This window comes from Streptomyces sp. NBC_00557, assembly GCF_036345995.1.
Classification (GTDB): Bacteria; Actinomycetota; Actinomycetes; order Streptomycetales; family Streptomycetaceae; genus Streptomyces.
In genome coordinates this window covers 7635450-7661129 of record NZ_CP107796.1, presented here as the reverse complement: position 1 = coordinate 7661129, position 25680 = coordinate 7635450, and the positions used below count along the sequence as shown (strand labels likewise).

Below are 25680 nucleotides of genomic sequence, written 5' to 3'. Positions count from 1 at the left end.
GGCCGCGCGGTCCGGCCGGTCGCTCTGCGCGGGCCGGCGGTGCCGGCCCGCGGGCGGTGCCCCGGCGGTGCGCTGCACCCCTCCGCCTGGAGGGCCGGGTGCAGCGCGGTGTGCCGGCGCGCGCAGGCGTGCCGTTGCCGGAGCGCCGGGTGCGTGGCCACGGATCAGCGGGTGAGCGGGCCCGCTCCGGGTGCGGGGGCGCCGAGCCTCTGGGCCTCCCGTTCCTCGCGGTTCACCCAGGACCAGGTCAGGGCCGCGGCGGCGATGCCGACGGGGAGCATGCCGACGATCATGGTCAGGCCCTCCGTGGAGCGGCCCGTGGCGACGACGCCCACGGCGGGCAGGTCCAGCAGGGGCGTGGCGAGGAACAGGTACAGGCAGCGGCCCGGGTCGTCGAGGCGGTGCCGGGTGCGGGCCAGGACCGGGATCCAGAACAGGACGGCGGCGGCGAGCAGGGCCGGCTCCTCGGCCAGGGCGCCGCCGGGCGCGCGCAGGCCGGCGTCCGCGCCGAGCACGGCCCAGGCGTGGACCAGCACCAGCAGGGGCAGGGCCACCGGCGCGGGGAGGCTGATCCGCTCCCACAGCGGGGAGCGCCGCAGCAGGCGGACGGCGCCGGGGATCACGGCGGCGACCAGGACGGCGGAGAAGGCCATCGGGAGGACGGACATGTGCGCGGAGTGGTCCATCGCGCCCTCACCGCTCCCGGGCCGTCGTGCCGCGCACCGCGAGGGCCGCGGAGACGGCCAGCAGCGGTACGGCGACGGCGAGCAGCCAGCGGCCGTAGACGAAGCACAGGGCGACCAGCAGCAGGCCGGCCGCCGCGGGCAGGACGGCGCCCGCGCCCCGGTCGGGCACGCGGTAGCGGACATGCTCGTCGGGGGCCGTGCGGGAGGACAACAGCACGGCAGCGGCGGCCAGTTCGAGGAGGAGGACGACGCCGCCCCACAGCCAGAAGACCAGCGCGCTCTCGCCGTAGACCGCGAGGACGGCGAGCAGGACGCCGTTCAGCAGGCCCCAGCCGGCCACCACCACCGCGGACAGGTGCCGTTTCACGTGCCGCTCCTCCCCCGCTGCCGCAGGTCCAGCAGCGGGGCGAAGCTGCTGACCGGCGGGAGCGGTCGGTCGGCCGGGAAGTTCAGCCGCGGGGGCGGGGAGGTGGTCGCCCACTCCAGGGTGTGCGCCTCCCACGGGTCGTCACCGGCCGGTTCCGCCCGGCCCAGCGAGCGCCTGCGCAGGGTCCACAGCACGTTGACGGCGAACACGGTCATGCCGGCGGCGAGGAAGCCGGCGCCGACGGTCGCGAGCAGGTTCAGCAGGCCGAAGCCGTCGAAGGCCGCGTAGGTGGCGACCCGGCGGGGCATGCCGAGGTAGCCGAGGGCGAACATCGGCAGGAACGTCAGGTTGGTGCCGACCACCAGCAGCCAGAAGTGCGCGCGGCCCATGCCTTCGTCGAGCAGGACGCCGGTGACCTTCGGGAACCAGAAGTACACGGCGGCGAAGAGGCCGAACGCGCTGCCCGCGAAGAGCACGTAGTGCAGATGGGCCACCACGAAGTAGCTGTCGGTGACGTGGTAGTCGATCACCGGGGTGCCGACCATGATGCCGGTGAGGCCGCCGATCAGGAACTGCGGGACGAAGGCGAGCGCGAACAGCATCGGCGTGCGCAGCCGCAGCCGGCCGCCGAGGAGCGTGCCGAGCATGCCGAAGTACTCGACCCCCGCCGGGACGAGCAGGGCGATGGAGGTCAGCGAGTAGTAGTCGTTCGCCGCCTGGCCGGTGGCGAACATGTGGTGGCCCCACACGCTCATCGAGAGCGCGGCGAACACCAGCAGCGACAGCGCGGTGCCCTTGTAGCCGAAGAAGCGGCGTCCGGAGAACACCGCCAGCACCTCGGCGACGGCGGCCAGATACGGGAAGAACATCACGTACACGACGGGATGGCCGTAGAACCAGAAGATGTGCTGGTAGCCGATGTTCCACACGTTGGAGGCGAAGACCGAGGGATCGGCCCGGCCCACGGCGAGCAGGACGAGCGCGGCGAGCAGCGCCGGGAAGGCGCCGATGACCATCAGGCAGGTGGCGACCATCGACCAGCAGAAGACCGGCAGCCGGAGCATGGTCATCCCGCGGGTGCGGCGGCGCAGCACGGTCCACAGCACCGCCCAGCCCATCAGGATGGTGCCGGTGACCGCGAGAAGGACGCCCGCGATCCACAGGTCGGTGCCGGCGCCCGGCGAGTGCGTGCTGTCGGCCATCGGCGGATAGGAGAACCAGCCGTCGGCCGCCGCCCCGGTGGGGGTGGCGAAGCCGGCCAGCATGGTGAGCGCGCCGAACACGTAGAGCCAGTAACCGAGCAGGGTCAGGCGGGGCAGCGCCATGCCGGGGGCACCGATCTGCAGCGGCACCAGGTAGACGCCCATGCCGACGGCGAACGGGGTCATGACCATGTAGATCATGCCGGAGCCGTGGATGGTGAACAGCTGGTCGTACGTCTGCGGGGTCAGGAGGCTCTCTTCGGGCTGGGCGAGCTGGCTGCGCATGAAGAGGGCGAAGACGCCGTAGACCAGCATGAGGACCAGGGAGGTGCCGGCGGTCAGCAGGCCGATGCGCTTGTGGTCGGTGGTGGAGACCCAGCCGAGCCAGCCGCCCGGCGGCACCGGGCGGCCCGCGTCGCCGCGCTGCTCGGCGGCGGGTGGCGCGACCGTCATACGGCAGCGCTCCCGCCGTGCGCCCAGCGGTCGTACTCCCGGGGCGGGACCGCCTTGATCCAGAAGTCCATGGTGGCGTGCCGCTGTCCGCAGAACTCCGCGCACCGCCCGCGCCAGCGGCCCGCCCGGTCCAGGGTGAGGGTGAAGGTGTTCACGTGGTGCGGGAAGGCGTCCATCTTGTACCGCAGGTCCGGCACCCAGAGGGAGTGGATGACGTCGCGGGAGGTGAGGCGCAGCTGCACCGTGCGGCCGGCCGGCACGACGAGCGTGGGGATGTCCTTGCCCTTGCAGGTGCCGGTGACGCTGCGGTGCGCCGGGGACCGCGGATAGCCGAAGGTCCAGCACCACTGGAAGCCGGTGACGTCGACGCGCAGCGGTGCGGGGTCGGCAGCGTGGTGTTCGCGGTGGTTCTGCCAGGCGGTCCAGGCCACCAGGAAGACCGCGAAGGCGGCGAGGGCGCCGACGTAGAAGGCCTCCAGCCGGGGCCGTTCGGGCCGGTCCGAGGCCTCGGAGCGGCGCCGGGCCAGCGCCCAGGCGAGCACGCCGAGGATCACCAGGAACACACCGCCGGCGACGACCGCCTCCAGCGCGAAGACGCTGCCGAAGATCTGACGCTGTCTCACCGGGCCACTGCCTTCACCTCGCCGGGCACCGTGGCCGGCCGCCCGCCGAGCGTCGCCGGCGTCTTGCCGGCGGGCTCCGCCGCCTTCACCCCGATGCCCCTGACGCTCATGCGATCACTCCCGTCACCTCCGTCGGGACCGTGGCCATCCGGACCTTACGGGCACCCGGTACGGTCCGTGCGCCGACACACCAGCGGCGGAGTTTCCCGGCTCGTCGCCCTCACACCTGCCGGTGTCCGTTTGGTCACCGCCGGTGCGGGTACTCCACGTCCACCGCGGCCCCGGATGCCGTGGCAGGCGGGCTGCGGGAAAATCGAGGCACCGAGCGGGAGGAGTGGCCGTGGGCGTACGCACCTGGATCGGCTCCTGGCCGGTCTACCGCCAGTTGACGGGCACCGATCCGCTGGGCCGGGGCGCGGCGGCGAAGAGCGGGCGCAGTGAGCGCCTCACGCCGCGCGTGGCCGACGCCGATCGTGTGGTGAAGTCCGTCTGCCCGTACTGTGCGGTCGGCTGCGGCCAGAACGTGTACGTCCAGGACGGCAAGGTCACCCAGATCGAGGGCGACCCGGACTCCCCCGTCTCGCGCGGCCGGCTGTGCCCCAAGGGCTCGGCGAGCCTGCAGCTGACCACCGGGGAAGCCCGCGAACACCAGGTGCTCTACCGGCGCCCGCACGGCACCGAGTGGGAGCGCCTCGACCTGGACACGGCGATGGACATGATCGCCGACCGGGTGATCGAAGCCCGCCGCGCGGGCTGGCAGTGGGAGGTCGACGAGACCCGCACCCGGCGCACGCTCGGCATCGCGAGCCTGGGCGGGGCCACCCTCGACAACGAAGAGAACTACCTGATCAAGAAGCTGTTCACGGCGCTCGGAGCGATCCAGATCGAGAACCAGGCGCGCGTTTGACACTCCTCCACCGTTCCCGGTCTGGGAACCTCGTTCGGACGCGGCGGCGCGACCACCTTCCAGCAGGACCTGCAGAACGCGGACTGCATCGTCATCGAGGGATCGAACATGGCCGAGTGCCATCCGGTCGGGTTCCAGTGGGTGATGGAGGCCAAGGCGCGGGGCGCGAAGGTGATCCACGTCGACCCGCGCTTCACCCGCACCAGCGCGCTGGCCGACGTCCATGTGCCGCTGCGCGCGGGCACGGACATCGCCTTCCTCGGCGGGATCATCCACTACGTGCTGGAACACGAGAAGTACTTCCGCGACTACCTCGTGGCCTACAGCAACGCCCCGGTGATCCTGCGCGAGGACTTCCGCGACACCGAGGACCTGGCGGGGGTCTTCTCGGGCCTCGACGCCCGGAACCGGTCCTACGACAACGGCAGCTGGCAGTACGAGGGCACGGAGGTCCAGGCGGCCTCCGGTGAGCGCGACCAGGAGTACGAGAAGCGCACCCGCGGCGGCAGCTCGGTGACCGACGCGGCGCGCGGCGAGGCGCACGGCTCCGGCGGCGCGGTCATCGGCGAGGGCAAGCCGGAGCGGGACGAGACCCTGACCCATCCGCGGTGTGTGTTCCAGCTGCTCAGGCGGCACTACGCCCGCTACACGCCGGAGATGGTGGAGCAGGTCTGCGGGGTGCCGCGGGACCTCTTCCGGCAGGTGTGCGAGCTGGTCACGGAGAACTCCGGCCGCGACCGGACCACGGCGTTCGCCTACTCGGTCGGCTGGACGCAGCACACGGTGGGCGTGCAGTACATCCGTGCGGCGTCCGTGCTGCAGACCCTGCTCGGCAACATCGGCCGCCCGGGCGGCGGCATCCTCGCGCTGCGCGGGCACGCCTCCATCCAGGGCTCCACGGACATCCCGACCCTGTTCAACCTGCTGCCGGGCTACATCCCGATGCCGCACGCGCACCAGAACCAGGACCTGGAGGCGTTCGTGCAGGCCGATGCGGCCCACAAGGGCTACTGGGGCAACATGCGCTCGTACCTGGTGAGTCTGCTCAAGGCGTACTGGGGCGACGCGGCGAGGGCCGACAACGACTTCTGCTTCGACTATCTGCCCCGGCTGACCGGCAGCCACTCGACGTACGAGACGGCCATGGCCCAGCGGGAGGGCACCTGCAAGGGCTACTTCCTGTACGGCGAGAACCCGGCGGTCGGCCACGCCAACTCCAAGCTGATGCGGCTCGGCATGGCGAACCTGGACTGGCTGGTGGTGCGCGACTTCTCTCTGATCGAGTCGGCGACCTGGTGGAAGGACGGGCCCGAGATCGACACCGGTGAACTGCGCACCGAGGACATCCGCACCGAGGTGTTCTTCCTGCCGGCCGCCGCGCACACCGAGAAGGACGGAAGCTTCACCAACACCCAGCGGCTGCTGCAGTGGCACCACCAGGCGGTCGAGCCGCCCGGCGAGGCGCGCAGCGACCTGTGGTTCACCTACCACCTGGGGCGGATCATCCGGGAGAAGCTCGCGGGATCCGCCGACGAGATGGACCGGCCGGTGCTCGACCTGGCCTGGGACTACCCGACGAAGGGCCGGCTCGCCGAACCGGACGCGGAGGCCGTGCTCGCCGAGATCAACGGCCGGGACGCCGAGGGCCGTCCGCTGTCCTCGTACGAGGAGCTGAAGGACGACGGCTCGACCGCCTGCGGCTGCTGGATCTACTGCGGGGTGTACGCCGACGGCGTCAACCAGGCCGCCCGCCGCAAACCGGGTCGGGAGCAGGACTGGGTGGCGGCCGAGTGGGCGTGGGCCTGGCCGGCCAACCGCCGGATCCTGTACAACCGCGCCTCCGCCGACCCGCAGGGCAGGCCGTGGAGCGAGCGCAAGGCGCTGGTGTGGTGGGACGCGGAGAAGGGCCAGTGGACCGGGCACGACGTGCCCGACTTCAAGAAGGACAAGTCGCCCGATCACGAGCCGCCCGAGGACGCGACCGGCCCGGAGGCGCTGACCGGCACGGACGCGTTCATCATGCAGGCCGACGGCAAGGCCTGGCTGTACGTGCCGTCCGGCCTCACCGACGGCCCGCTGCCCGCCCACTACGAGCCGCAGGACTCGCCGTTCGCGAACCTGCTCTACGACCAGCAGCGCAATCCGGTACGGCAGTTGATGCCGACGGTGCCCGACAACCGCTACCAGCCGAGCGGTGACGAGCCGGGCTCCGAGGTGTTCCCGTACGTCGCCACCACCTACCGGCTCACGGAGCACCACACGGCGGGCGGCATGTCCCGCTGGCAGCCGTATCTCGCCGAGCTGCAGCCGGAGTTCTTCTGCGAGGTGTCCCCCGAGCTGGCGGCCGAGCGGGGCCTGGAGCACACCGGGTGGGCGACGATCGTCAGCGCGCGCGGGGTGATCGAGGCGCGGGTGCTGGTGACGGACCGGATGGCGCCGCTGACGGTGCAGGGCCGCCGGCTGCACCAGGTCGGGCTGCCGTACCACTGGGGGCCCAACGGCTACAGCACCGGGGACGCGGCCAACGAGCTGCTGCATCTGTCCCTGGACCCGAACACCCACATCCAGGAGACGAAGGCGTTCGCCGTGGACATCCGCCCGGGCCGCAGGCCCCGGGGCCCGGCGTCCGTCGAGCTGGTGCGGGCCTACCGGACGCGGGCGGGCATCGACGAGCACACCGGAACGGAGCCTTAGCGGCCTGCCCCGCAGCCGCGCCGGCGGAGGACGATCGAGTGGGTCCCGCGCGGCACCAGCTCCCCCACGACCGGCGCCCCGGGCACCTCCCCGGCGACCAGCAGGCCGCCGGAGGTCTGGGCGTCGGCCAGCAGCAGCCGGGTGTCCTCGTCGGTGTCGCCGAAGTCGGTGTGCGGGGCGACCCATTCCAGGTTGCGCCGGGTGCCGCCGCTGACGTACCCGTCGCGTACGGCCTCCCGGGCACCTTCCAGGTACGGGACGGCCGCGGTGTCGACCACGGCGGTCACGCCGGAGGCCCGCGCCAGCTTGTGGAGGTGGCCGAGGAACCCGAACCCGGTGACGTCGGTGGCGCAGGCGGCCCCGGCCGCGAGGGCGGCCTCGGCGGCGTCCCGGTTGAGCGCGGTCATGGTGGCGACGGCCTGCTCGAACCGTTCACCGGTGGCCTTGTGGCGGTTGTTCAGCACGCCCACGCCCAGCGGCTTGGTCAGCGACAGCGGCAGCCCCGGCCGGCCGGCGTCGTTGCGCAGCAGCCGGCCTGGGTCGGCGAGGCCGGTGACGGCCATGCCGTACTTCGGCTCCGGGTCGTCGACGCTGTGCCCGCCGCCGACGTGGCAGCCGGCCTCGGTGGCGATGTCCAGGCCGCCGCGCAGCACCTCGCGGGCCAGGTCGAAGGGGAGCCGGTCGCGGGGCCAGCCCAGCAGGTTCACGGCGAGCACCGGCCTCCCGCCCATGGCGTACACGTCGGACAGGGCGTTGGCGGCGGCGATGCGCCCCCAGTCGTAGGGGTCGTCCACGACCGGCGTGAAGAAGTCGGCCGTGCAGACGAGTGCCGTTCCCCGGTGCGTGACGACGGCGGCGTCGTCGCCGGTGGCGAGCCCGACCAGCAGCGGGGTGTCGCCCCCGGCGAGCGGGGCCGCGGTCAGCCCGGCGACCACCTCCTCCAGCTCCCCGGGCGGGATCTTGCAGGCGCAGCCGCCGCCGTGGGCGTACTGGGTGAGCCGGACGGGCGCCTGGCGGGTCGGTGCGGATGTCGAGGTCATACCGGCGGTCTCCTGGGGCAGTAGCCTGACGAGCGGTGGAGGCGTGTGGGTGCCTGGTGGCCCTCCCGGTCTTCAAAACCGAGGGGCCCGAGGATCTCGGGCCGGCGGGTTCGATTCCCGTCCGCCTCCGTCCACCGCCTGCGCACGGCAGCGCCGGCGCTGGTCGTCGACGCGCTCGGTGTGTCCCCGGGCGTCCAGGAACTCCAGCAGCGGTACGGCGACCCGGCGGGTGGTGTCCAGCGCCTTGCGGGCCTCGCTGAGCGTGAACGGCTGGGGCAGGGTGCGCAGCACGGCGGCGGCCTGGGCGTCGGCGCCGGGCAGCAGCACGATCCCGTCGGCGATCCGCAGCAGCGCCCCGGCCGTGACGGCGGCGGCCAGCGCCCGGCGGTCCAGGCCGAGTTCGGTGAGCCGCCCGGCCTCGGGGGCGCGGAAGGGGGCATGGGCGAGGTCGCGGCGCACGGCGTCGACGGCGGCGCGCACGGGGGGCGGCAGGTCGGGGCGGAGGCTGTCGGCGGGGTACAGCCGGCCCTGGTGGGCACGGAGTCGGGGTGTGGCCTCGGCGAGCGCGTCGACCAGGGCGCGGTCGGGCAGGCCCAGCAGACGGCGGGCCGCCTCGGCGGGCAGGCCGGGGTCCAGCGGGTGGGCGCGGGCGTGCCGGGCGGCCTCGGCGGCCAGCCGCTCCTTCAGGGTGTTCCAGTACGCCGCGTCGGCCAGCCAGTCCCCGGCGACGGGGCCGACGGGCACGCCCTCCTCCGCGCCTTCCGCGGGGGTGGTGCGCGCCGGGTCCCCCGCCTCGGAGGCGGGAGGCGGCGGGACGCCCATCGCCCGCAGCTCCGCGCGCCGGATCAGCCTGCGGCGGCGGAGTTCGTCGGCGGCGTCGGGACGGCCGGTCATCCCGGCGAGTTCGGCGGCGCGGGCCCGGCCGGCGCCGCGCCGGGTCAGCCGGGGCGGCCGTACGTCGAGGACGGTCACGCCGCAGGGCGTCCGGCCGCCGCCCGGCTCGCGCAGCACGGCCCGGTCGCCGACCCGCAGGGGCAGGGCGCGGGCGAGGGTGAGCCGGGCCGTGTCCTCGCCCAGCGGGCGGACGGTCACGGGCACGGCGGCGGTGCCGATGTGCAGGGTGACGCAGCGGGGCAGGCCGGCCACCGGCTCCCCGGTGACCCGCACATCGGCCACCTCGCTGCCCAGCCAGCGGTCCGGGGTCAGCAGCACCTGGCCGCGGCGCAGGGCGCCGTCCCCGGGGCCGTGCACGTTGACCGCCACACGGGCCACCCCGCTGACCGCCGTCCGGTCCTCGTGCAGGCTCTGCAGCCCGCGCACCCGGAGCACGGCCGAGCCGCCGCCGGTGACCAGCCGGTCGCCGACCCGGAGGGTGCCCGCGCCGAGGGTGCCGGTCACCACGGTGCCGTGCCCGCGCACGGTGAAGGCCCGGTCGAGCCACAGCCGCACGTCGGCGTCGGGGTCCGGATCGGTCAACTCGCCTGCCAGCCGGGCCAGTTCGTCGCGCAGCTCGTCGAGTCCCGCGCCGGTGACCGCGCTCACGGCGACCGCGGGCGTCTTGCCGAGACTCGTGCGGGCCAACCGCTCCACGGCGTCGGCGCGGACGGGTCCGGGGTCGGCGAGGTCGCTGCGGGTCACCGCCAGGACGGCGTGCCGGACGCCGAGCGCGTCGAGGACCGCCAGGTGCTCCTCGGACTGCGGCTGCCAGCCCTGGTCGGCGGCGACCACGAACAGCACGGCGGGCACCGGTCCGACGCCGGCCAGCATGGTGGGCACGAACCGTTCGTGGCCGGGCACGTCCACGAAGGCGAGGTGGTCCCCGTCCGGGCCGAGCCGCGTCCACACGAAGCCCAGGTCGAGGGTCAGGCCCCGGCGGCGTTCCTCCTCGTACCGGTCGGGCTCCATGCCGGTGAGGGCGCGGACCAGGGCGGACTTGCCGTGGTCGACGTGGCCGGCGGTGGCGAGCACCCGCATCACGCCCGCCCTCCCCCGGCCGGCCGGGCGGAGCGCACGGCGCCGGCCAGCCGTTCGTCGTCGTGCTCGGGCACCGCGCGCAGGTCCAGCAGGCAGCGGCCCGCCTCCAGCCGTCCCACCACGGGGACCGGGCCGGTGCGCAGCGCCGCGGCGTACGCCTCGGGCAGACAGAGCGCCGCGCTGGGCAGCACGACGCCGGGCGCGCCTCCGCCGCCGACGGTGGCGCAGGAGTCCACGGCCCGTACGTCGATGCCGTCGGCGGCGAGAGCGCCGGCGAGCCGGTCGGCGCGCTCGCGCAGGCGGGCCGGGTCGGCCGTGAGGGCGCGGGCGGTCGGGGTGGGCGGGCCGGTGAGGGTGGCCTCCAGCGCGGCCAGGGTCAGCTTGTCGACGCGCAGGGCGCGGGCCAGCGGGTGCCGGGCGAGACGGCGCACCAGGTCCCGGTCGCCGAGCAGCAGCCCGCACTGGGGGCCGCCGAGGAGCTTGTCGCCGCTGGCGGTGACGAGCGAGGCGCCGGCCCGCAACTGGGTGTCGGCGTCGGGTTCCCCGGGCAGCGCCGGGTGCGGGGTGAGCAGCCCGGAGCCGATGTCGACGACGACGGGCACGCCGAGACCGGTGAGTTCGGCGGTCCGGGCGGACCGGGTGAAGCCGGTGATGCGGAAGTTGGAGGGGTGCACCTTGAGCACGAACCCGGTGTCCGGGCCGATCGCCGCGGCGTAGTCGGCGGGTGTCGTGCGGTTGGTGGTACCGACCTCGCGCAGCCGGGCGCCGGTGGAGACCAGCAGGTCGGGCAGGCGGAAGCCGTCGCCGATCTCCACCATCTCGCCGCGGCTGACGACGATCTCCCGGCCGGCCGCGAGGGCGGTGGCGGCGAGCGCGAGCGCGGCGGCGCCGTTGTTGACGACGTGCGCGGCCCCCGCCGACGGGACGCGCTCGGCCAGGGCGGCGAGGGCAGAGCGGCCCCGGCGGGCGCGTACTCCGGTCGCCAGGTCCAGTTCGACGTCCGTCGGCCCCGCGGCCTCCTGGACGGCCTGCCGGGCGGCCGCCGACAGCGGGGCCCGGCCGAGGTTGGTGTGCAGCAGCACGCCGGTGGCGTTGATCACCGGTCGCAGCCCGCTCGCGGTGCCGGGCAGCAGCGCGACGGCCGTGTCCGGCACCTGCTCGGGCCGGATGGCGCCCTCCCGGGCCCGCTGCTGCGCCTCGCGCACGGCGGCCTTCACCACACCGGCGCCGAGTCGCTCCACCGCCGCGGCCAGCCGGGGGTCACGGAGGAGGCGGTCGGTGCGCGGAATACGGCGGCGGGCATCGGCGCCGCCGGGAGGGGGCGCGCCGTCCTCCGGCAGCCGTACGACGCCGTCCGGCGCTCCGGCCGCCCTGCCGCCGGGCCGTACGTCGTGGTGGGCGCGGGGCCGGTCCGCCGCGCCCGTCGTCCGCTGGTCCATGCCGCGTCCGCTCCTCCGGTCCCGCCCGTGCCCTTCCGGGCTCCGCCCATCGTCTCCCAGTGCCCCGGACCGGCCGTCCGACACGCCGGGACGTGGGGTGACGGCGGGCGCCGCCCGGGTACTCGGCGCCGCATGAACGACAGGGACCGTAACCACGACGACGGCCGTACGCACGGCCAGGAGCACGGACGGCGGAGCGAGACCCGGTCGGCCGCCGAGCAGGCCGCACGCCGGCAGCGCGAGAGCGACCGCGAGCGGGCCTCCGCCGAGCCGTTCGACTACCCGTACCCGGAGCGCCGGGCGGGGGTCCGGGCGCGGCGCCATGTGAGCGAGGCGCAGGCCGCCGCGGACATGCCCCCGGGTATCCCGGGCGGCTACGGCACCACCGGCGGCGGTCAGCCCGGCGCCGCCGGCGCCGCGCACCCGCCGACGCCCACGCCACGGGACATCGCGTCACGCAAAGGACCGGCGGAGCCGGGCAGCGACGACGAGGGCCCGGTGAACCGCTCCGGCCGATGAGCCGGGACAGGCTCGCAGGGCCCGCCCTGGCCTTGCTGACGCCGGACCGTCTACGGGGGTCTGAGTGGCGCCGGACCGGCATCGGCTGCCCAGAGGTGCGGGGTCCCCGCTACGGGGATGCGCCCGATGAACCCGATGACAGCGGGCCCGGCCCGCCGTCGGTGCCCTCGCCGTGCCCGGTGTCCGGCTGGACGCGGGGCGGTGGGGCCTCGCCGGCGGTGAGGTGTTCCAGAACCTCGACGAGCTCCTGGCACGCCTTCTCCACCGAGCGCCGGGTGTTGCGCTGCTCGGTGATCAGGGCGGACAGCAGGAGTGCGGTCAGGGCCATCGCACCGTTGAACGCCTGGAGCTTCGCCATGACCTCGATCCGGCTCAGGCCGGTGAAGGCCCCGGCACCGTCCGTCGCCGCGACGGTCGCCAGCACGGACGTCGCCAGCGCGCACAGCACACTGCCCGCCAGCAGAAACCGCAGGGCGGCCCAGATGATCAGCGGGTAGACGAGGAAGAGCACGCTGACCGAGCTGTAGACGGCCACCGGGACGACCGTGCACGTGACGACGGCCAGTGCGGTCGCCTCCTTCCAGCGGGCCGGCGAGGGCGGCCGGCGGGCGTTGTGCAGCAACAGCAGCAGGGGCGTGATGAGCAGCACCCCCATGGCGTCGCCCACCCACCAGGCCAGCCAGGCGGGCCAGAAGCTGTGCGCGTTCAGCCTGTGCATGAGGACGAGCAGGCCGGCGCCGGTGGTCGCGCTGATCAGCATCGCGGGCAGCGCGCCCAGGAACACCAGGGCGATGCCGTCCCGCAGCCGGCTCAGGTCGGTACGGAAGCCGGCCCGGCGCAGCAGCAACGCCGCACACACGGGTGCGAGGGTCTGACCGGCGATGGTGCCGAGCACGTCGATGCGGGGTGTGTCGATGGCCAGCACGGCGAAGAAGGCGCCGAGGGTGATGCCGGGCCAGCAGCGCAGGCCGAGGACCAGCAGGGCGGCGACGGCGACACCCGTCGGCGGCCAGATGGGGCTGACGACCGCGCCCTCGACGGAGAGTTCACGCAGGAGTCCCAGCCGGGCCGAGCCGTAGTAGCAGGCCGCGACGGCCAGCACCTGGACGGCGGAGCCGCCCGGTCGGCGCTGATCGTCGTTACCCACCACAGCAGCCATCTCACACCGAAGGCCCCGGCTCGGCGAGGCGGGACCCGGCGCGGGCCAGCCCTATGGCTGAATTCCGGGTCACTTTGCGCGCGGACGGCCGCGGGGCCCTTTTCAGCCTCCGACCGGGCCAGGGCCCTCACCTGGAACCCGCCGTACGGACCGGCCCCGGCGCTGGGTGTCTGTCGGGGCCGTCCAGGCCCACGACCAGGACGGCCGCGTCGTCGTCGTGGCCGACGCCCTCGGCGCCCTTCATCACGGCGGCGGCCAGCGCGGGGGCCGCAAGGCCGGCGACGGCGGCGATGCCGGCGAGGTTCACCACGTGGTCCAGGCCGTCGTCGATGTCCAGCGAGGGGCCCTCCACCACTCCGTCGGTGACCAGGACGAAGTGGCCGCCCGCGGTGAGCCGGTGCCTGCTCACCGGGAACGCCACGCGCGAGTCGATGCCGAGCGGCGGCCCGCCCTCGTCGTCGGCGACGCCGGCCTTGCCGTCCGCCGTGGCCCACACGAACGGGATGTGGCCGGCCCGTGCGCTCTCCAGCACCCCGGTGGCCGGGTCGAGACGCATGAAGGTGCAGGTGGCGAACAGGTCGGCGCCCAGGGACAGCAGCAGCTCGTTGGTGCGGGAGAGCAGTTCGCCGGGATCCCCGGTCACGGTGGCGAGGGCGCGCAGTCCGGCCCGCACCTGGCCCATGAACGCGGTGGCCTCGATGTTGTGGCCCTGGACGTCGCCGATGGCCAGCCCGATCCGCCCGTCGGGCAGGGTGAACGCGTCGTACCAGTCGCCGCCCACGTTGAGGCCGAGGTTGGCCGGTGTGTAGCGGACGGCGATGTGCAGTCCGGGGGCCGCGGGCAGGTCCCGCGGGAGCATGCCGCGCTGGAGGGCGATGGCCAGCTCCACCTGGCTGCGCTGCAGCTCCGCCCGCTCCCGTGCCTGGGCGGTGAGCGAGCCGAGTCTGGCCAGCAGCTCGTCGCCTTCGTCCGTGGAGCGCTTGCGGAGCATCGATCACTTCCGGCGAGGCGGTGGCCCTGGACAACGGCCGCCTGACATTTCGGCAAACGCCTAAATTTTACCCATAGCCGGATATTTCGCCCCGCGGAGGGCCGTGGTACGGCTCCCGGTCAGCGCACCTCGGAGTCGATCCCGGTGATCACGGCGGGACCGAGCGCCGCGCTCCGCTCGTCCAGCCCCGCGTCCCGGAGGGCGGCGTCGGCGACCCGGCGGGCCTCCTCCTCGGCGTGCCGGCCGGTGTCCGCCTCGACGGTGAGGCGGAGCGTGAAGGTGTTGTCCTCGTTGACGCTGAGCACGTCCAGGCCCTGGGCGTTGCCCATCCGGGTCCCGTGGGGGTCGGACGGGCCGAGCGTGCCGGCCAGGCGGGCACGGGTCTCCGTCCCGATGTCCGCGATGAAGGTACCGGGGACGCTGATCACGTACGTCGTCATGGCGATCCTTTCCTCGGGCGTCCCCCCGCCTACCCCGATTCACGGCGTTCGCACAACGCCGCCCGTGGCATGACGCTCCGGCGCGGGCTCACAGCGGGGAATGCGCCACCACCGTCACGAAGGCGCCGAACAGCAGGGACACCACGGTGAGGCCGCCGTAGACGACCACGGCGTGGGCCGACCGGACCCGCCAGGTGCGGGTCAGCGCCCGGGCCATGGGGATGAGGAGCGGGAAGGCGGGCAGCAGGAACCGCGGCTTGGAGGAGAAGGAGCCGGAGCCGCCGACCACGAGCAGCACCAGGACCCCGGCGAAGACCACCAGAGGGAGCGGGGCCCGCTCCAGGCACAGCAGCGCGAACAGCAGCACGCCCGCCGCGACGATCACCAGGGACATCGGGTAGACGGCGCCGCCCCCGTGCAGCAGCAGGGCCTTGACGAACCGCGCCGCGCCGACACCGAAGTCGAAGCGGGAGTCCCAGGCGCTCTGCACCTTGAAGTAGCCGCCGAGCAGGTCACCGGTCTGGCTGCCCACCCACAGCACGTAGGCGAGCCAGCCCAGCGGGGCGATCAGGGCGCCGGCCCACAGGCTCGCCGGGACCCGGCCGCGCCGGCGCAGCACGTCGTAGGCGGCGGCGAGGGACACCGCCACCGCGACCGCGAAGCCGCTCGGCCGGGACAGGCCGGCGAGCGCCGCCAGCACGCCGGCCCACAGCCAGCGGCCCTTGAGCACGCAGTACAGGGACCAGACGGCGAGGGCGGCGAACAGCGACTCGGTGTAGGCGATGGTCAGTTCCACGGAGTGCGGCAGGGCGGCCCACAGGGCGACCAGCGCGGTGGCGACCCCGCGCCCGTAGAGGTGATGGCCGACGACGTACACGCCGTACGCCGCCACGCCCGCGGCGGCCCAGGCGATCAGCAGCGCGGCCTGGCCGGGGGTGAACGGCAGCACGGCGGTCAGCGCCCGGATCAGGCCCGGGTACAGCGGGAAGAACGCCCAGTCGCTCTGCACGGCGCCCTGCGGGGTGATCCAGATCTTGTGGCCGTAGCCCTGGGCGGCGATGTGCAGGTACCAGCGGGAGTCCCAGGAGTGGGCGAAACTCTTGACGAGCGGGTGTCCTCGGACGGCGTTCGTCAGGATCACCACCAGCACCCCGGCGAGCCGTACGGCCGCGAACAGGGCGAGGGCCGGGAGCGCCCCCTCGGGGATTCCGCGCCGGGCGATGCGTGACAGGACCGGGGGACCAAGGGGCTGGGACGGGGCGGCCGCGTCGGACCGCGGTACGGAGGAGGTGCTCACTCTGTTGACCTTGGGCACGCCAGGTAAGACGTGCAATCCGCGACCCGGGTTTCTTACGGACTTCCACCCTGATTCAGGAATGAGTCAAGGAATGGGTGCATTTCCCTTACGCCGCCTCCCCCGGACGGAGCAGTTGAGAGGTGTGGTTACCATATGAGCGCTCCCTAGCTCGAAAGATGGATCCGTGACTGTCAACGACGACTCGTTCACCAACTGGAAGATCCGCGAGGAGATCGCGGAGGCGATGATCCCGCTCATCGGGAAGCTGCACCGCGAGCGGGACGTGACCGTCCTGCTGCACAGCCGCTCCCTGGTGAACAAGTCGGTGGTCAGCATCCTCAAGACCCACCGCTTCGCCCGGCAGATCGCCGGCGCGGAACTGTCGGTCACGGAGACCATGCCGTTCCTCGAGGCCCTGACCACCCTCGACCTCGGGCCCTCCCAGATCGACCTCGGCATGCTGGCCACCACCTACAAGGCCGACGACCGCGGCCTGAGCGTGGCCGAGTTCACCGCCGAGGCGGTCGCCGGCGCCACCGGCGCCAACAAGATCGAGCGCCGCGAGCCGCGCGACGTCGTGCTGTACGGCTTCGGCCGCATCGGCCGGCTCGTCGCCCGGCTGCTGATCGAGAAGGCCGGCTCCGGCAACGGTCTCCGGCTGCGCGCCATCGTCGTGCGCGGCGGCGGCGCCCAGGACATCGTCAAGCGCGCCTCGCTGCTGCGCCGCGACTCCATCCACGGCCAGTTCCAGGGCACGATCACCGTGGACGAGGAGACCAGCACGATCGTCGCCAACGGCAACGCCATCAAGGTGATCTACGCCGACGACCCGTCGCACGTGGACTACACCGAGTACGGCATCCGGGACGCCATCCTCATCGACAACACCGGCAAGTGGCGCGACCGCGAAGGCCTGTCGAAGCACCTGCGCCCCGGCATCGAGAAGGTCGTACTGACCGCGCCGGGCAAGGGCGACGTCCCGAACATCGTGCACGGCGTCAACCACGACACCATCAAGCCGGACGAGCAGATCCTGTCCTGCGCCTCCTGCACCACCAACGCCATCGTCCCGCCGCTGAAGGCGATGGACGACGAGTACGGCGTGCTGCGCGGCCATGTGGAGACCGTCCACTCGTTCACCAACGACCAGAACCTGCTGGACAATTACCACAAGTCCGAGCGCCGTGGCCGCTCCGCGCCGCTCAACATGGTCATCACCGAGACCGGCGCCGCCTCCGCCGTCGCCAAGGCGCTGCCGGACCTCAAGGCGAAGATCAGCGGCAGCTCGATCCGCGTCCCCGTGCCGGACGTCTCCATCGCGATCCTCAACCTGCAGCTGGCCCGCGAGACCACCCGCGAGGAGGTCCACGACTACCTGCGCGAGGTGTCGCTGACCTCGCCGCTCAAGCGCCAGATCGACTTCATCACGGCGCCCGACGCGGTCTCCAGCGACTTCATCGGCTCCCGCCACGCCTCGATCGTGGACGCCGGCGCGCTCAAGGTCGACGGCGACAACGCGATCCTCTACCTCTGGTACGACAACGAGTTCGGCTACTCCTGCCAGGTCGTCCGGGTCGTGCAGTACGTGTCGGGCGTGGAGTACCCGACCTTCCCCGCGACGTCGGTCTGATCGCCTTCACCCGCGTGTGCACGGCCGCCGACCGGTGTTTCCGGTCGGCGGCCGTCCTGTTGGCGCGTGGGCGGGGTCAGGTCCTGGCGGGCGTGGCGCAGGCGCCCGCGGCGCACGCGGTGAGCCACCGGTCGAAGTCGGCGTCGTAGCGGGTGCCGATCCCGTCGTGGTAGACGGCGTACCCGCCCGCGTAGTCGCCGACGCGGAAGCGGGCGAGCATGCGCTGGACGTCGTCGGGGTGCGTCTGCACCATGTAGCGCACGGCGAGGTAGCCCCACGGGTAGGTGCGGATCACGTCGCTGTTGTCGTAGGTGCTCTCGAAGAGGGTGCTGAGCGTGTACGTGTGTTTCGCGGCCTCCTGGACCGCCTGGTCGTCGGCGAGGCCGCGGTAGCCGTAGGAGGCGTACTCGGCGACGCCCTCGATCCACCACACGTCCGGCACGCTGATCTGCTGGGCGAAGTCGCCCTTCATGTCGTCCCGGCCGTCGAGGAAGTGCGTGTACTCGTGGTTGAGGTTCCAGATCCGGGCCGCGAACCCGTCGTCGTACGGCTTCTGGTACATGATCGACGTGACGTGGTTGGCCGGGTCGGACGGGTCTCCGTCCAGGGTCATGCCGCCGTTGCCGGTGTCGATGCCGTAGATCGCGCCGGCGTAGGTCTGGTAGTCGGCGCGGCCGGCGAAGACCACCAGCTGGATGGTGGACACGTACTGGCCGGGTATGGGGCCGCCGGCCTTCACCAGAGTGCGGAAGTACGCGCTCTGGTGCAGCACACTCGCGCAGGCGGCGTCGAGGTCGGCGGCGGTCAGCGACTGGGCGAGGATGGTGACGTCCGCGTCACAGTGCCGGGTCACCGGCAGGACGGCCTCGGTCAGCCTGGCCGGCAGGTCGCAGATGTCGTAGGAGGCGCAGTCGGCGGCGTCGTAGGCGTTCGCCTGCGTGGCCACGGCCACCCAGAGCCCGGCCGTCGGGCCGGTCATCGCGGTCGCCGCCAGCAGGTCCTCTACCAACGGCTGGACGGTGGCGCGGAGTTCGGGATGCTCGACATAACGGGCCAGATTCATCCCGGCGTTGGAGTCCAGAAAGGCCCGCTCGGTGCCGAGCAGGCCGGTGTGGGCGAGGGCGAAGTCGTGGAGGTCGCCGATGATGCGCGGGTCGGCCTCCACGGCCTTGACGTACTCGGGGTTCCAGTTGCCGCGCCACAGCGGTGTGTAGACGTCGTTGACGGCCCTGACCATGCTGTCGACGGAGTCGTAGGAGCTGTCGTAGCCGTCCAGCAGCCGTCGGTAGACCGGGAGATAGCGGTCCTGCTGGCCGGCGCTGTCGGTGAGGATGACGCTCTCCCCGAGGATGTCGCCGTTCGCCGCCGTCACGTCACGCGCGTGGCGGCGGGCGAAGAAGGCGTCCAGGCCGGCCGTGACGGCTCTGGTGAGGCGCGTGGTGTACGGACCTACGTCCCCGGGGTGGTTGAACTGCACGTAGTAGCCGGCCCGCAGGAAGAGGACCAGTTGTTCCAGACCGCCGGCGTCGTCGCCGCGGTACCGCCGGGCCGTGCGTGTGTACGCGGCCGCCACGGTGAGCATCCGGCTCTGGCGGAACACGTCGTGCGCGTCCTTGCCGGTCACCGAGAACAGGGTGTTGACGCAGTCCGTGGACGAGGCCTTCACGAAGGACACGAGCGCGGACCCGCTACGGCTGCCGAAGTCGGCCGGACTGCAGGAGGCCGCCTTGGCCTGCCGTGCGGCCGGGTGGGCCGACAGCGGTTGCTGCGGCGGGAGTTGGGCGGGGCTGAGCCGCCGGGCCCGGCTCGTGGGACGCTCGGTGACGGCGGTGGTGGCGCCGGCCGGCGACGGCACGGGCCAGTGCCGCTGGGGCTGGTCGGCAGCACCGGTGCGGTACGGCTGCCGGGGCGCCGCCGACGCCGGTGTGGACAGCAGTCCGGCGACGGTGACGCCGACGACCGCGGCGACGGCCAGGCGTGCGGCCCTACGCGGGCGGGCCCGGCCTGGCACGCGTCCGGGCAGCGCGAAGCGATAGCGCATCTGGGTGTCCTCCACGAAAGGATGCGCCTCGGTGGGGGGTTGAGGCGTGTGTGGCACTGTCTCAGCGCGCCGACCGCCCCAACAATGCCGTGTGACATAGCACATGGCACGGAGGCCTCATAACATCGCGGCGCCTGCTTCGACTTGCGCTACGCCCCGGTGACGCTCCAGATGCGCGACGCCCAGGCCCGCAGGTGGGGCGCCTGCGCCACGAGGTCGCGGTAGGCGGCGGTCGCGGACTGGCACAGTGCGTCCACGACCTCGTCGGTGACGGTGTCCGGCCGCCAGGCCAGTACGTAACGGCACCACAGCGGGGAGCCGGCCAGCGGTCTGACCAGGACCTGCGGGATCGGCCGCAGCGTCGGCTGCACCAGGGACACCCCGAGCCCGTCGGCGATCATGCTCTGCAGCTGGGCCTGGTCACCCAGGAACTCGTGCACGGTGACCGGCGCGAACCCGGCCGCCGCACAGGCCTCGTAGAACACCCCGGGCCACCCGGCGCCGTCGTCCGGGGTGACGAACCAGGCGTCCTCGGCCAGATCGGCGAGCTGCACCTGCGCGCACTGCCGCAGCCGGTGCCAGGAGGGCAGGGCGACGAACGTCGGCTCGGTGACGATCCCGCGGTGCCTGACCGCGCCCGAGTGACGCAGCTCCATACCGGGGTAGTCGGCGGCGATGGCCACGTCCACCGTGCCTTCCTCCAGCCGCTCCACGATCCGCGAGGAGGCGTAGACGCTGGTGACCGACAGGGACGGCTCCAGCAGGCGGGTGCGGACCCGGGATACCGTGCCGGACAGCATGGGCGAGTTGGTGGCCGCCACCCGCAGGGGACGGCGGGCCCGCGCACCGGCCGGGCGGTGGCCGATGGCGGCGGCGCGGGCCAGTACGTCGCGGGCCCGGGCGACGACCTCGGCGCCGTAGCGGGTCGGCCGCACACCGCTCGGGCCGCGCTCGAACAGCGGCTCGCCCAGGTGGCGCTCGATGCGCCGGAGCTGGGTGCTGACGGCGGGCTGCGAGTAGCCGAGCTGTGCCGCGGCGCGCCCGACACTGCCGGCATCGGCGATCGCGCACACCACCCGCAGATGCCGCAGCTCCAGTTCCATCGCTCGACTCCCCGTCTCCGTCGCCGGGCGACCGGTCCACGTCTTCCGGCAAAGCCACTGTTCACGGCCCCGGACACCGGGGTCGGACCGGCGGACCGAAGCGTCGCACCGCACGGCCCCGGAGACAAGTCGCACGTCCGCCGGGGTCAGGGCCCGGGAGCGGCCGCGGGTGGGGGCGGTCTTTCTTCACACACTCTGATTTGCCTAAAGGCTTTAGGAAACTCCATACTCGCTTATGGCGAAGGAGGGAATCGTGATGGTGCGCGCAGGGCTGACCACCGAGCGCCTCGTGCGTGCGGGCGCGGAACTCGCCGACGAGGTCGGCTTCGACCAGGTGACCGTGTCGGCGCTGGCCCGCCGGTTCGACGTGAAGGTCGCGAGTCTGTACTCGCACCTGAAGAACTCCCAGGACCTCAAGACCCGGATCGCGCTGCTGGCACTGGAGGAGATGGCCGACCGCGCCGCCGACGCGCTCGCCGGGCGGGCCGGCAAGGACGCCCTCGCCGCCTTCGCCGACGTGTACCGCGACTACGCCCGCCGGCACCCCGGCCGCTACGCGGCGGCACGGTACCCGCTGGACCCCGAGACGGCCGCCGCGAGCGCCGGCCCCCGGCACGCCCAGCTGACCCGGGCGATCCTGCGCGGCTACGACCTGACCGAACCCGACCAGACGCACGCCGTCCGGCTCCTCGGCAGCGTCTTCCACGGTTACGTCAGCCTGGAGTCGGCCGGCGGATTCAGCCACAGCGCCCCCGACTCCCAGGAGTCCTGGACCCGGATCCTGGACGCCCTCGACTCCCTGCTGCGCAACTGGCCCACCCCCTGACACCCGAAGCAGGCCGACACCATGCACACCATCCCGCTCACCCCCGACCTCCTGCGCGGCGCCCTCGAATGGGAACGCACCGCCCACGGACTGCTGCCGCACCGGCTGCCGGCCCGTGCCCGCGCGCAGTGCGCCGATCCGCAGCTGGCCATGGCGGAGTCCCAGCCTTCCGGCGTACGGCTGGTGCTGCGCACCCGCGCCACCGCGCTCGAGCTGGACACCCTGCCGACCAAGCGCGTCTACACCGGCGCGCCGCCCCGCCCGGACGGGGTGTACGACCTGCTCGTCGACGGGCGGCCGGCGGGCAGCGCCGGCGTGGCAGGCGGCAACACGCTCACCATCGACATGACGACCGGCAGAACCGAGCACCGGCCGGGCGAGCCCGGCACCGTGCGGTTCTCCGGGCTGCCCGACACCCTGAAGGTCGTGGAGATCTGGCTGCCGCACAACGAGACGACCGAACTGGTCGCCCTGCGCGCCGACGCGCCCGTCGAAGCGGTGCCGGACCAGGGACGCAAGGTCTGGCTGCACCACGGCAGTTCCATCAGCCACGGCTCGGACGCCGCGAGCCCCACCACCACCTGGCCCGCCCTCGCCGCCTCCCTCGGCGGGGTGGAGCTGATCAATCTGGGGCTGGGCGGCAGCGCCCTGCTCGACCCGTTCACCGCGCGCACGCTGCGCGACACCCCGGCCGACCTGATCAGCCTCAAGCTCGGCATCAACGTGGTCAACGCCGATCTGATGCGGCTGCGCGCGTTCGGCCCCGCAGTCCACGGCTTCCTCGACACCATCCGCGACGGGCACCCCGACACGCCGCTGCTCGTCGTGTCGCCGATCCTGTGCCCCGCCCATGAGGACACCCCGGGCCCCAGCCTCCCGGACTTCTCCGCCGTGAGCGAGGGGCGGCTGCGGTTCGTCGCCGCCGGGGACCCGGCCGAGCGGGCCGGCGGAAAACTCACCCTGACGGTCATCCGCCAGGAGCTGGCCCGGATCGTGCGCGAGCGCTCGGCCGAGGACCCGCACCTGCACCACCTCGACGGCCGTGAGCTGTACGGCGAGGCCGACTTCGACGAACTGCCGCTGCCCGACGGCCTGCACCCGGACGCCGCCGCGCACCGCCGCATGGGCGAACGGTTCGCGGCGCTGGCGTTCGGTCCGGGCGGCGCCTTCGCGGACGGCGCCGCCTGACCCGTACGGGCCGGCTCACACCAGGTGGGCGAAGACCACGAGGTTCTCCGTGTAGTCCTTGGCCGTGTGGTCGTACGGACCCGCACAGGTGATCAGGCGGACCTCGGGGCGCCGGGCGTCGGCGTAGACGCGCCGGCTGGGGAAGTCGTCCTTGGCGAAGGTCTCGGCGTCGTCCACGACGAACTCGGCGTCGCGCCCGTCGGCGCGCTCCACGGTGAAATGGTCGCCGCGCCGCAGCGCGTCCAGGTTGGCGAAGACGGCCGCGGAGGTCTTGGTGTCGACGTGTCCGGCGATGATCGCGGTGCCCTTCTCACCGGGCGAGGCGCCCTTGGCGTACCAGCCGACGAGGTTGGTGCTGCCGGCCGGCGGCGGCTGGAGCTGGCCCGAGGAGTTGAGGCTCAGGGTGGTGAAGGGGGCGTTCACGGAGATCTTCGGGATGACCAGGCGGGTCGGCGTGGACCGGGGCAGCCCCGTGGCTCCCTGCTCCCCGTCGTTCAGCGGCGGTTCGTTCTGCCGCGTGCCGCCCTGCTTCGGGTCGCTCTGCTCCAGGTCGGTCTGGTCCTGGACGGTCTGCTGCGGGCCGGACTGGGCGACGCCCGCGCTCGCGGCACGGGACCGCCGCGGGGTGTCGTCCGAACCGTGGTGGCCGCCGAACACGCTGACGGTGAGAAGGACGATGGCCACGCCCCACAGCATCAGCCGCCCGCCACGGCCGGAACTCCGCCCGTCCGCCTGCTGCGCGGGGGGCGGGGAGGAGGGATCTGCTGCCATCGGACACCACCTCATTCGGACACGGCAGCACGGGGATCAGGACAGGGGGCGCCGGGAGAAAGAGCCCGGCGCACGGGGAGAACACGTACAGGGCGTACAGGGGACTTGCGGGGGGACGCGGGGAGAGCGGGTCCGGGCGCGGGCCGCCGACACGGTGGGAGCTGCCGGCGGCTGCCGCTGCCTCTGGACGGTTCGCGTCGGTCAGGACGCCGGCTGGCCGGCCTTGCGGCGGCGCAGCAGGTACATGCCGCCGGCCCCTACGGCCAGCACGGCCAGGCCACCCGCGGTGACACCCGGGTCGGCGAGCGCGCCGCCACCGGTGTGCATACCACCGTGCGGCCTCTCGTGTTCGCCGCGTTCGTCGTCCTCGCGACCGCCTTCCCGGCCGCCGTCGTGACCACCGTCGCGACCGCCGTCCTGGTAGCGGTCTTCGCCGTACCCGTCGTCGTCGCGGCCCGGGCCGGAACCCCATTCGTCATCGTGCAGCGCGGCGAGCGCCCCGCCGCCGGTGTGGATTCCGCCGCGAGGCCCGCTGTGTCCGCGGCCGTGGTCGTCGCCCCGGCCGTGGTCCTCGCCCCGGCCGTGGTCCTCGCCCCGGCCGTGGTCCTCGCCCCGGCCGTGGTCGTCGTCCCGGCCGTGGTCCTCGCCCCGGCCGTCCTCGTCGTCACCCCAGTCGTCACCGCGGTCGTCGCCGCGGTCGTCGCCGCGCACCACGGAGAGCGCTCCACCACCCGTGTGGACTCCACCGCGAGGGCCGTCGTGTCCACGGCCTCCGCCGTGGTCGTGTCCGTGATCACTGTCGTGGTCGCGGCCCGAGTCGTCGTCGCGGCCGTGCTCGTCGCCGGAACCGTGATCGTGGTCCTGGCTGTAGGAGGAATCGTCGCGGCCGCCGTCATCACCCGCGGGAACGGCGAAGGCGGCACTGGGCGCGGCGAAGGTCAGAGCGGCGGTTGCGGCCGCCGTGGCCAGAAGCATGCGGGCAGAACGCATAGCGATGTCCTTCCGCCGTGGCCGGGCAGCGGACACCTCATCAGCTGGATGGACCCGGCCTCGACATGAACCACCGTCAGGGAGTCCGCAAACTCCCACCATCCGAGCCGCCCGGCCGTGTCACCCTGCCACCCGTCTGTCCCAGTGTCCGCGCTCCGCGGCCCCTCGTCCGGCGCAATCCTCCGCCCGCACACGCCTCCGCGTGTGAGATGCGGCCGGGATCCGAGGCTCTGATCCTCCGCCCCCTCTTGTTATGACAGCCGTCATAACGCAGGCTGGTGCCGACAGGACGTCAGGTGGACGTGGCGGGAGGCATTGGTGGCGGACGCGATGGCACGGGTCCTGTGGGAGCGGTACGAGCCGGTGCACGATCTTCTCTATTTCGCCCCGGAGGTGCGCCGGGCAGCAGACGCGCTCGGGATGCGCGGGTACTGGATGGGCTACTTCGCGCTGCGCGCCGCACCGCTCGGCGCGGCGCATCCGTCCGTCGTGACGAGCTGTTTCTACGTCTTCCACCCCGCCCGGGTGACCCGTGCCCTGCCGGACGCCTGGACGTACGCGACTCCGGACGACGTGCTGGCCGCCCGCGAGGACGCCCTGGACGCGGCGATGACCGCCCTCTTCGGACCGGACACCGTCGGCTCGGCCGAGTTCGGCCGGGCCGCGGACCTCGCATGGGAGGCGGCCAAGGCGGCGGACACCACGGGCCGGGTGCTGGCCGCCGCCAACCAGGCGCTGCAGCGGCCCGGCCGCCCCGCGGCACGGCTCTGGCAGGGCCTCACCACCCTGCGCGAGCACCGGGGCGACTCACACGTCGCGGTGCTGGTCGCCCACGGGCTGGGGCCGGTCGAGGCCATGATCCTCAAGGCGGCGGCCGGCGAGTCCGACGGGGTGCTGCTGCGGGAGACCCGCAAGTGGGAGCAGCCGGACTGGGAAGCGGCCGGTACTCGGCTGCGCGAGCGGGGTCTGCTCGCGGCCGACGGGTCCCTCACCCCGGCCGGCGCGGCGGTGCGCGCGGAGGTGGAGGCCCTGACGGACGCGGCGGCCGAAGGGCCCTGGACCGTGCTCGGCGCCGACCGCGCCGCCCGCCTGGCCGAACTGCTGGACCCGCTGGCCCGTGCGGTCGAGACCTCGGGCCTGCTGCCGCCGGGCAACCCGGTCGGACTGACCCGAAGCGCCCACCCGGCCCACCGCTGACCCGGCTCGGCTCCTCTCCCCTCGGACGCCCCGTGGCCACCGGCTCCGGGCCCCTCAGCCCCGCCCCAACCGGCCTCTCCCACCCGACCCGTAACCGGACTCGGCTCCTCCCCCCTCGGCCGCCCTCGCGACCACCGGCTCCG

At 73.5% G+C, this 25680-nt stretch carries 21 protein-coding genes, 1 tRNA gene and 1 pseudogene; 8 read left to right on the top strand and 15 right to left on the bottom strand.

Annotated features, from left to right (window positions below):
• Positions 1 to 164: 164 nt before the first annotated feature.
• The 4 genes from OG956_RS33995 to OG956_RS33980 are packed head-to-tail and all read right to left on the bottom strand — an operon-like array spanning position 165 to position 3331.
• Positions 165 to 686 carry a hypothetical protein gene (locus OG956_RS33995; RefSeq protein WP_330341853.1) on the bottom strand — a complete coding sequence of 174 codons (522 nt, stop codon included), beginning with the start codon at positions 684 to 686 and terminating at the stop codon, positions 165 to 167.
• 7 nt (positions 687 to 693) lie between these two features.
• A complete protein-coding gene (locus tag OG956_RS33990; protein WP_330341852.1) occupies positions 694 to 1053 on the bottom strand; it encodes a hypothetical protein in 360 nt (119 codons plus the stop codon).
• Positions 1050 to 2708 carry a cytochrome c oxidase subunit I gene (locus OG956_RS33985; RefSeq protein WP_330341851.1) on the bottom strand — a complete coding sequence of 553 codons (1659 nt, stop codon included), beginning with the start codon at positions 2706 to 2708 and terminating at the stop codon, positions 1050 to 1052. Before OG956_RS33985 ends, OG956_RS33990 begins: the two co-directional genes overlap by 4 nt.
• A complete protein-coding gene (locus tag OG956_RS33980) occupies positions 2705 to 3331 on the bottom strand; it encodes a cytochrome c oxidase subunit II (RefSeq protein WP_330341850.1) in 627 nt (208 codons plus the stop codon). The genes OG956_RS33985 and OG956_RS33980 overlap by 4 nt, the downstream gene beginning before the upstream one ends.
• 340 nt (positions 3332 to 3671) lie before the next feature.
• On the opposite strand from OG956_RS33980, the gene fdh reads away from it, so the two are divergent.
• A complete protein-coding gene (gene fdh / locus OG956_RS33975; RefSeq protein ID WP_330341849.1) occupies positions 3672 to 6932 on the top strand; it encodes a formate dehydrogenase in 3261 nt (1086 codons plus the stop codon).
• Here the strand turns inward: fdh and selD are convergent.
• Positions 6929 to 7972, bottom strand: a complete 1044-nt coding sequence (selD, locus tag OG956_RS33970; protein ID WP_330341848.1) for a selenide, water dikinase SelD — start codon at positions 7970 to 7972, stop codon at positions 6929 to 6931. The genes fdh and selD overlap by 4 nt on opposite strands.
• Positions 7973 to 8009: 37 nt before the next feature.
• Between selD and OG956_RS33965 the strand changes: the two genes are divergently transcribed.
• Positions 8010 to 8106: transfer RNA gene (locus OG956_RS33965), tRNA-Sec, on the top strand.
• A 4-nt stretch (positions 8107 to 8110) separates the two neighbouring features.
• Here the strand turns inward: OG956_RS33965 and OG956_RS33960 are convergent.
• A pseudogene (locus OG956_RS33960) lies at positions 8111 to 9946 on the bottom strand (SelB domain-containing protein); the annotation flags it as partial.
• Positions 9946 to 11385 carry an L-seryl-tRNA(Sec) selenium transferase gene (selA, locus tag OG956_RS33955; protein ID WP_330341847.1) on the bottom strand — a complete coding sequence of 480 codons (1440 nt, stop codon included), beginning with the start codon at positions 11383 to 11385 and terminating at the stop codon, positions 9946 to 9948. The pseudogene OG956_RS33960 and the gene selA, both read right to left, overlap by 1 nt.
• 132 nt (positions 11386 to 11517) lie before the next feature.
• On the opposite strand from selA, the gene OG956_RS33950 reads away from it, so the two are divergent.
• Positions 11518 to 11904 (top strand): hypothetical protein, encoded by a 387-nt coding sequence (locus OG956_RS33950; RefSeq protein ID WP_330341846.1) that lies wholly within the window; start codon positions 11518 to 11520, stop codon positions 11902 to 11904.
• A gap of 109 nt (positions 11905 to 12013) precedes the next feature.
• Here OG956_RS33950 and OG956_RS33945 read toward each other — a convergent pair whose 3' ends face one another.
• From OG956_RS33945 to OG956_RS33930, 4 genes are all read right to left on the bottom strand, one after another.
• On the bottom strand, positions 12014 to 13063 hold the full coding sequence (locus OG956_RS33945; RefSeq protein WP_330341845.1) for an MASE1 domain-containing protein: 1050 nt from the start codon (positions 13061 to 13063) through the stop codon (positions 12014 to 12016).
• Between the two features lie 127 nt (positions 13064 to 13190).
• Positions 13191 to 14054 carry a PP2C family protein-serine/threonine phosphatase gene (locus OG956_RS33940; RefSeq protein WP_330341844.1) on the bottom strand — a complete coding sequence of 288 codons (864 nt, stop codon included), beginning with the start codon at positions 14052 to 14054 and terminating at the stop codon, positions 13191 to 13193.
• Positions 14055 to 14173: 119 nt separating this feature from the next.
• Positions 14174 to 14494, bottom strand: a complete 321-nt coding sequence (locus tag OG956_RS33935; RefSeq protein WP_330341843.1) for a hypothetical protein — start codon at positions 14492 to 14494, stop codon at positions 14174 to 14176.
• Between the two features lie 88 nt (positions 14495 to 14582).
• Entirely contained in the window at positions 14583 to 15791 is a 1209-nt protein-coding gene (locus tag OG956_RS33930) for a hypothetical protein (protein WP_330341842.1), read from the bottom strand.
• 184 nt (positions 15792 to 15975) lie between these two features.
• Here OG956_RS33930 and OG956_RS33925 point away from each other — a divergent pair, with 184 nt between their 5' ends.
• On the top strand, positions 15976 to 17421 hold the full coding sequence (locus OG956_RS33925; RefSeq protein ID WP_330341841.1) for a glyceraldehyde-3-phosphate dehydrogenase: 1446 nt from the start codon (positions 15976 to 15978) through the stop codon (positions 17419 to 17421).
• A 76-nt stretch (positions 17422 to 17497) separates the two neighbouring features.
• On the opposite strand, the gene OG956_RS33920 is transcribed toward OG956_RS33925, so the two are convergent.
• Together OG956_RS33920 and OG956_RS33915 are read right to left on the bottom strand one after the other, a co-directional pair.
• Positions 17498 to 19477, bottom strand: coding sequence for a collagenase (locus OG956_RS33920; RefSeq protein ID WP_330341840.1), 1980 nt, complete (start codon positions 19475 to 19477; stop codon positions 17498 to 17500).
• A 134-nt stretch (positions 19478 to 19611) separates the two neighbouring features.
• The gene (locus OG956_RS33915) at positions 19612 to 20565 is read right to left on the bottom strand and encodes a LysR family transcriptional regulator (RefSeq protein WP_330341839.1); all 954 of its coding nucleotides are present in this window, start codon (positions 20563 to 20565) and stop codon (positions 19612 to 19614) included.
• A 256-nt stretch (positions 20566 to 20821) separates the two neighbouring features.
• Between OG956_RS33915 and OG956_RS33910 the strand changes: the two genes are divergently transcribed.
• Together OG956_RS33910 and OG956_RS33905 are read left to right on the top strand one after the other, a co-directional pair.
• A complete protein-coding gene (locus OG956_RS33910; RefSeq protein WP_330343019.1) occupies positions 20822 to 21391 on the top strand; it encodes a TetR/AcrR family transcriptional regulator in 570 nt (189 codons plus the stop codon).
• Positions 21392 to 21412: 21 nt separating this feature from the next.
• Positions 21413 to 22579 (top strand): GDSL-type esterase/lipase family protein, encoded by a 1167-nt coding sequence (locus OG956_RS33905; RefSeq protein WP_330341838.1) that lies wholly within the window; start codon positions 21413 to 21415, stop codon positions 22577 to 22579.
• A 15-nt stretch (positions 22580 to 22594) separates the two neighbouring features.
• Here OG956_RS33905 and OG956_RS33900 read toward each other — a convergent pair whose 3' ends face one another.
• Complete coding sequence (locus tag OG956_RS33900) at positions 22595 to 23350, bottom strand: class F sortase (protein ID WP_330341837.1); 756 nt, start codon at positions 23348 to 23350, stop codon at positions 22595 to 22597.
• A gap of 201 nt (positions 23351 to 23551) precedes the next feature.
• Positions 23552 to 23677 carry a hypothetical protein gene (locus tag OG956_RS33895; protein ID WP_330341836.1) on the bottom strand — a complete coding sequence of 42 codons (126 nt, stop codon included), beginning with the start codon at positions 23675 to 23677 and terminating at the stop codon, positions 23552 to 23554.
• Positions 23678 to 23683: 6 nt separating this feature from the next.
• Between OG956_RS33895 and OG956_RS33890 the strand changes: the two genes are divergently transcribed.
• Positions 23684 to 24409 carry a hypothetical protein gene (locus OG956_RS33890; protein WP_330341835.1) on the top strand — a complete coding sequence of 242 codons (726 nt, stop codon included), beginning with the start codon at positions 23684 to 23686 and terminating at the stop codon, positions 24407 to 24409.
• 249 nt (positions 24410 to 24658) lie between these two features.
• Entirely contained in the window at positions 24659 to 25537 is an 879-nt protein-coding gene (locus OG956_RS33885) for an SCO6745 family protein (protein ID WP_330341834.1), read from the top strand.
• Positions 25538 to 25680 lie beyond the last annotated feature (143 nt).

Coding starts and splice junctions, on each gene's coding strand:
- OG956_RS33995 (WP_330341853.1), bottom strand. CDS start 686: ATGGACCACTCCGCGCACATGTCCGTCCTCCCGATGGCCTTCTCCGCC.
- OG956_RS33985 (WP_330341851.1), bottom strand. CDS start 2,708: ATGACGGTCGCGCCACCCGCCGCCGAGCAGCGCGGCGACGCGGGCCGC.
- selD (WP_330341848.1), bottom strand. CDS start 7,972: ATGACCTCGACATCCGCACCGACCCGCCAGGCGCCCGTCCGGCTCACC.
- selA (WP_330341847.1), bottom strand. CDS start 11,385: ATGGACCAGCGGACGACGGGCGCGGCGGACCGGCCCCGCGCCCACCAC.
- OG956_RS33950 (WP_330341846.1), top strand. CDS start 11,518: ATGAACGACAGGGACCGTAACCACGACGACGGCCGTACGCACGGCCAG.
- OG956_RS33945 (WP_330341845.1), bottom strand. CDS start 13,063: ATGGCTGCTGTGGTGGGTAACGACGATCAGCGCCGACCGGGCGGCTCC.
- OG956_RS33940 (WP_330341844.1), bottom strand. CDS start 14,054: ATGCTCCGCAAGCGCTCCACGGACGAAGGCGACGAGCTGCTGGCCAGA.
- OG956_RS33935 (WP_330341843.1), bottom strand. CDS start 14,494: ATGACGACGTACGTGATCAGCGTCCCCGGTACCTTCATCGCGGACATC.
- OG956_RS33915 (WP_330341839.1), bottom strand. CDS start 20,565: ATGGAACTGGAGCTGCGGCATCTGCGGGTGGTGTGCGCGATCGCCGAT.
- OG956_RS33910 (WP_330343019.1), top strand. CDS start 20,822: ATGGTGCGCGCAGGGCTGACCACCGAGCGCCTCGTGCGTGCGGGCGCG.
- OG956_RS33905 (WP_330341838.1), top strand. CDS start 21,413: ATGCACACCATCCCGCTCACCCCCGACCTCCTGCGCGGCGCCCTCGAA.
- OG956_RS33900 (WP_330341837.1), bottom strand. CDS start 23,350: ATGGCAGCAGATCCCTCCTCCCCGCCCCCCGCGCAGCAGGCGGACGGG.
- OG956_RS33895 (WP_330341836.1), bottom strand. CDS start 23,677: ATGCACACCGGTGGCGGCGCGCTCGCCGACCCGGGTGTCACCGCGGGT.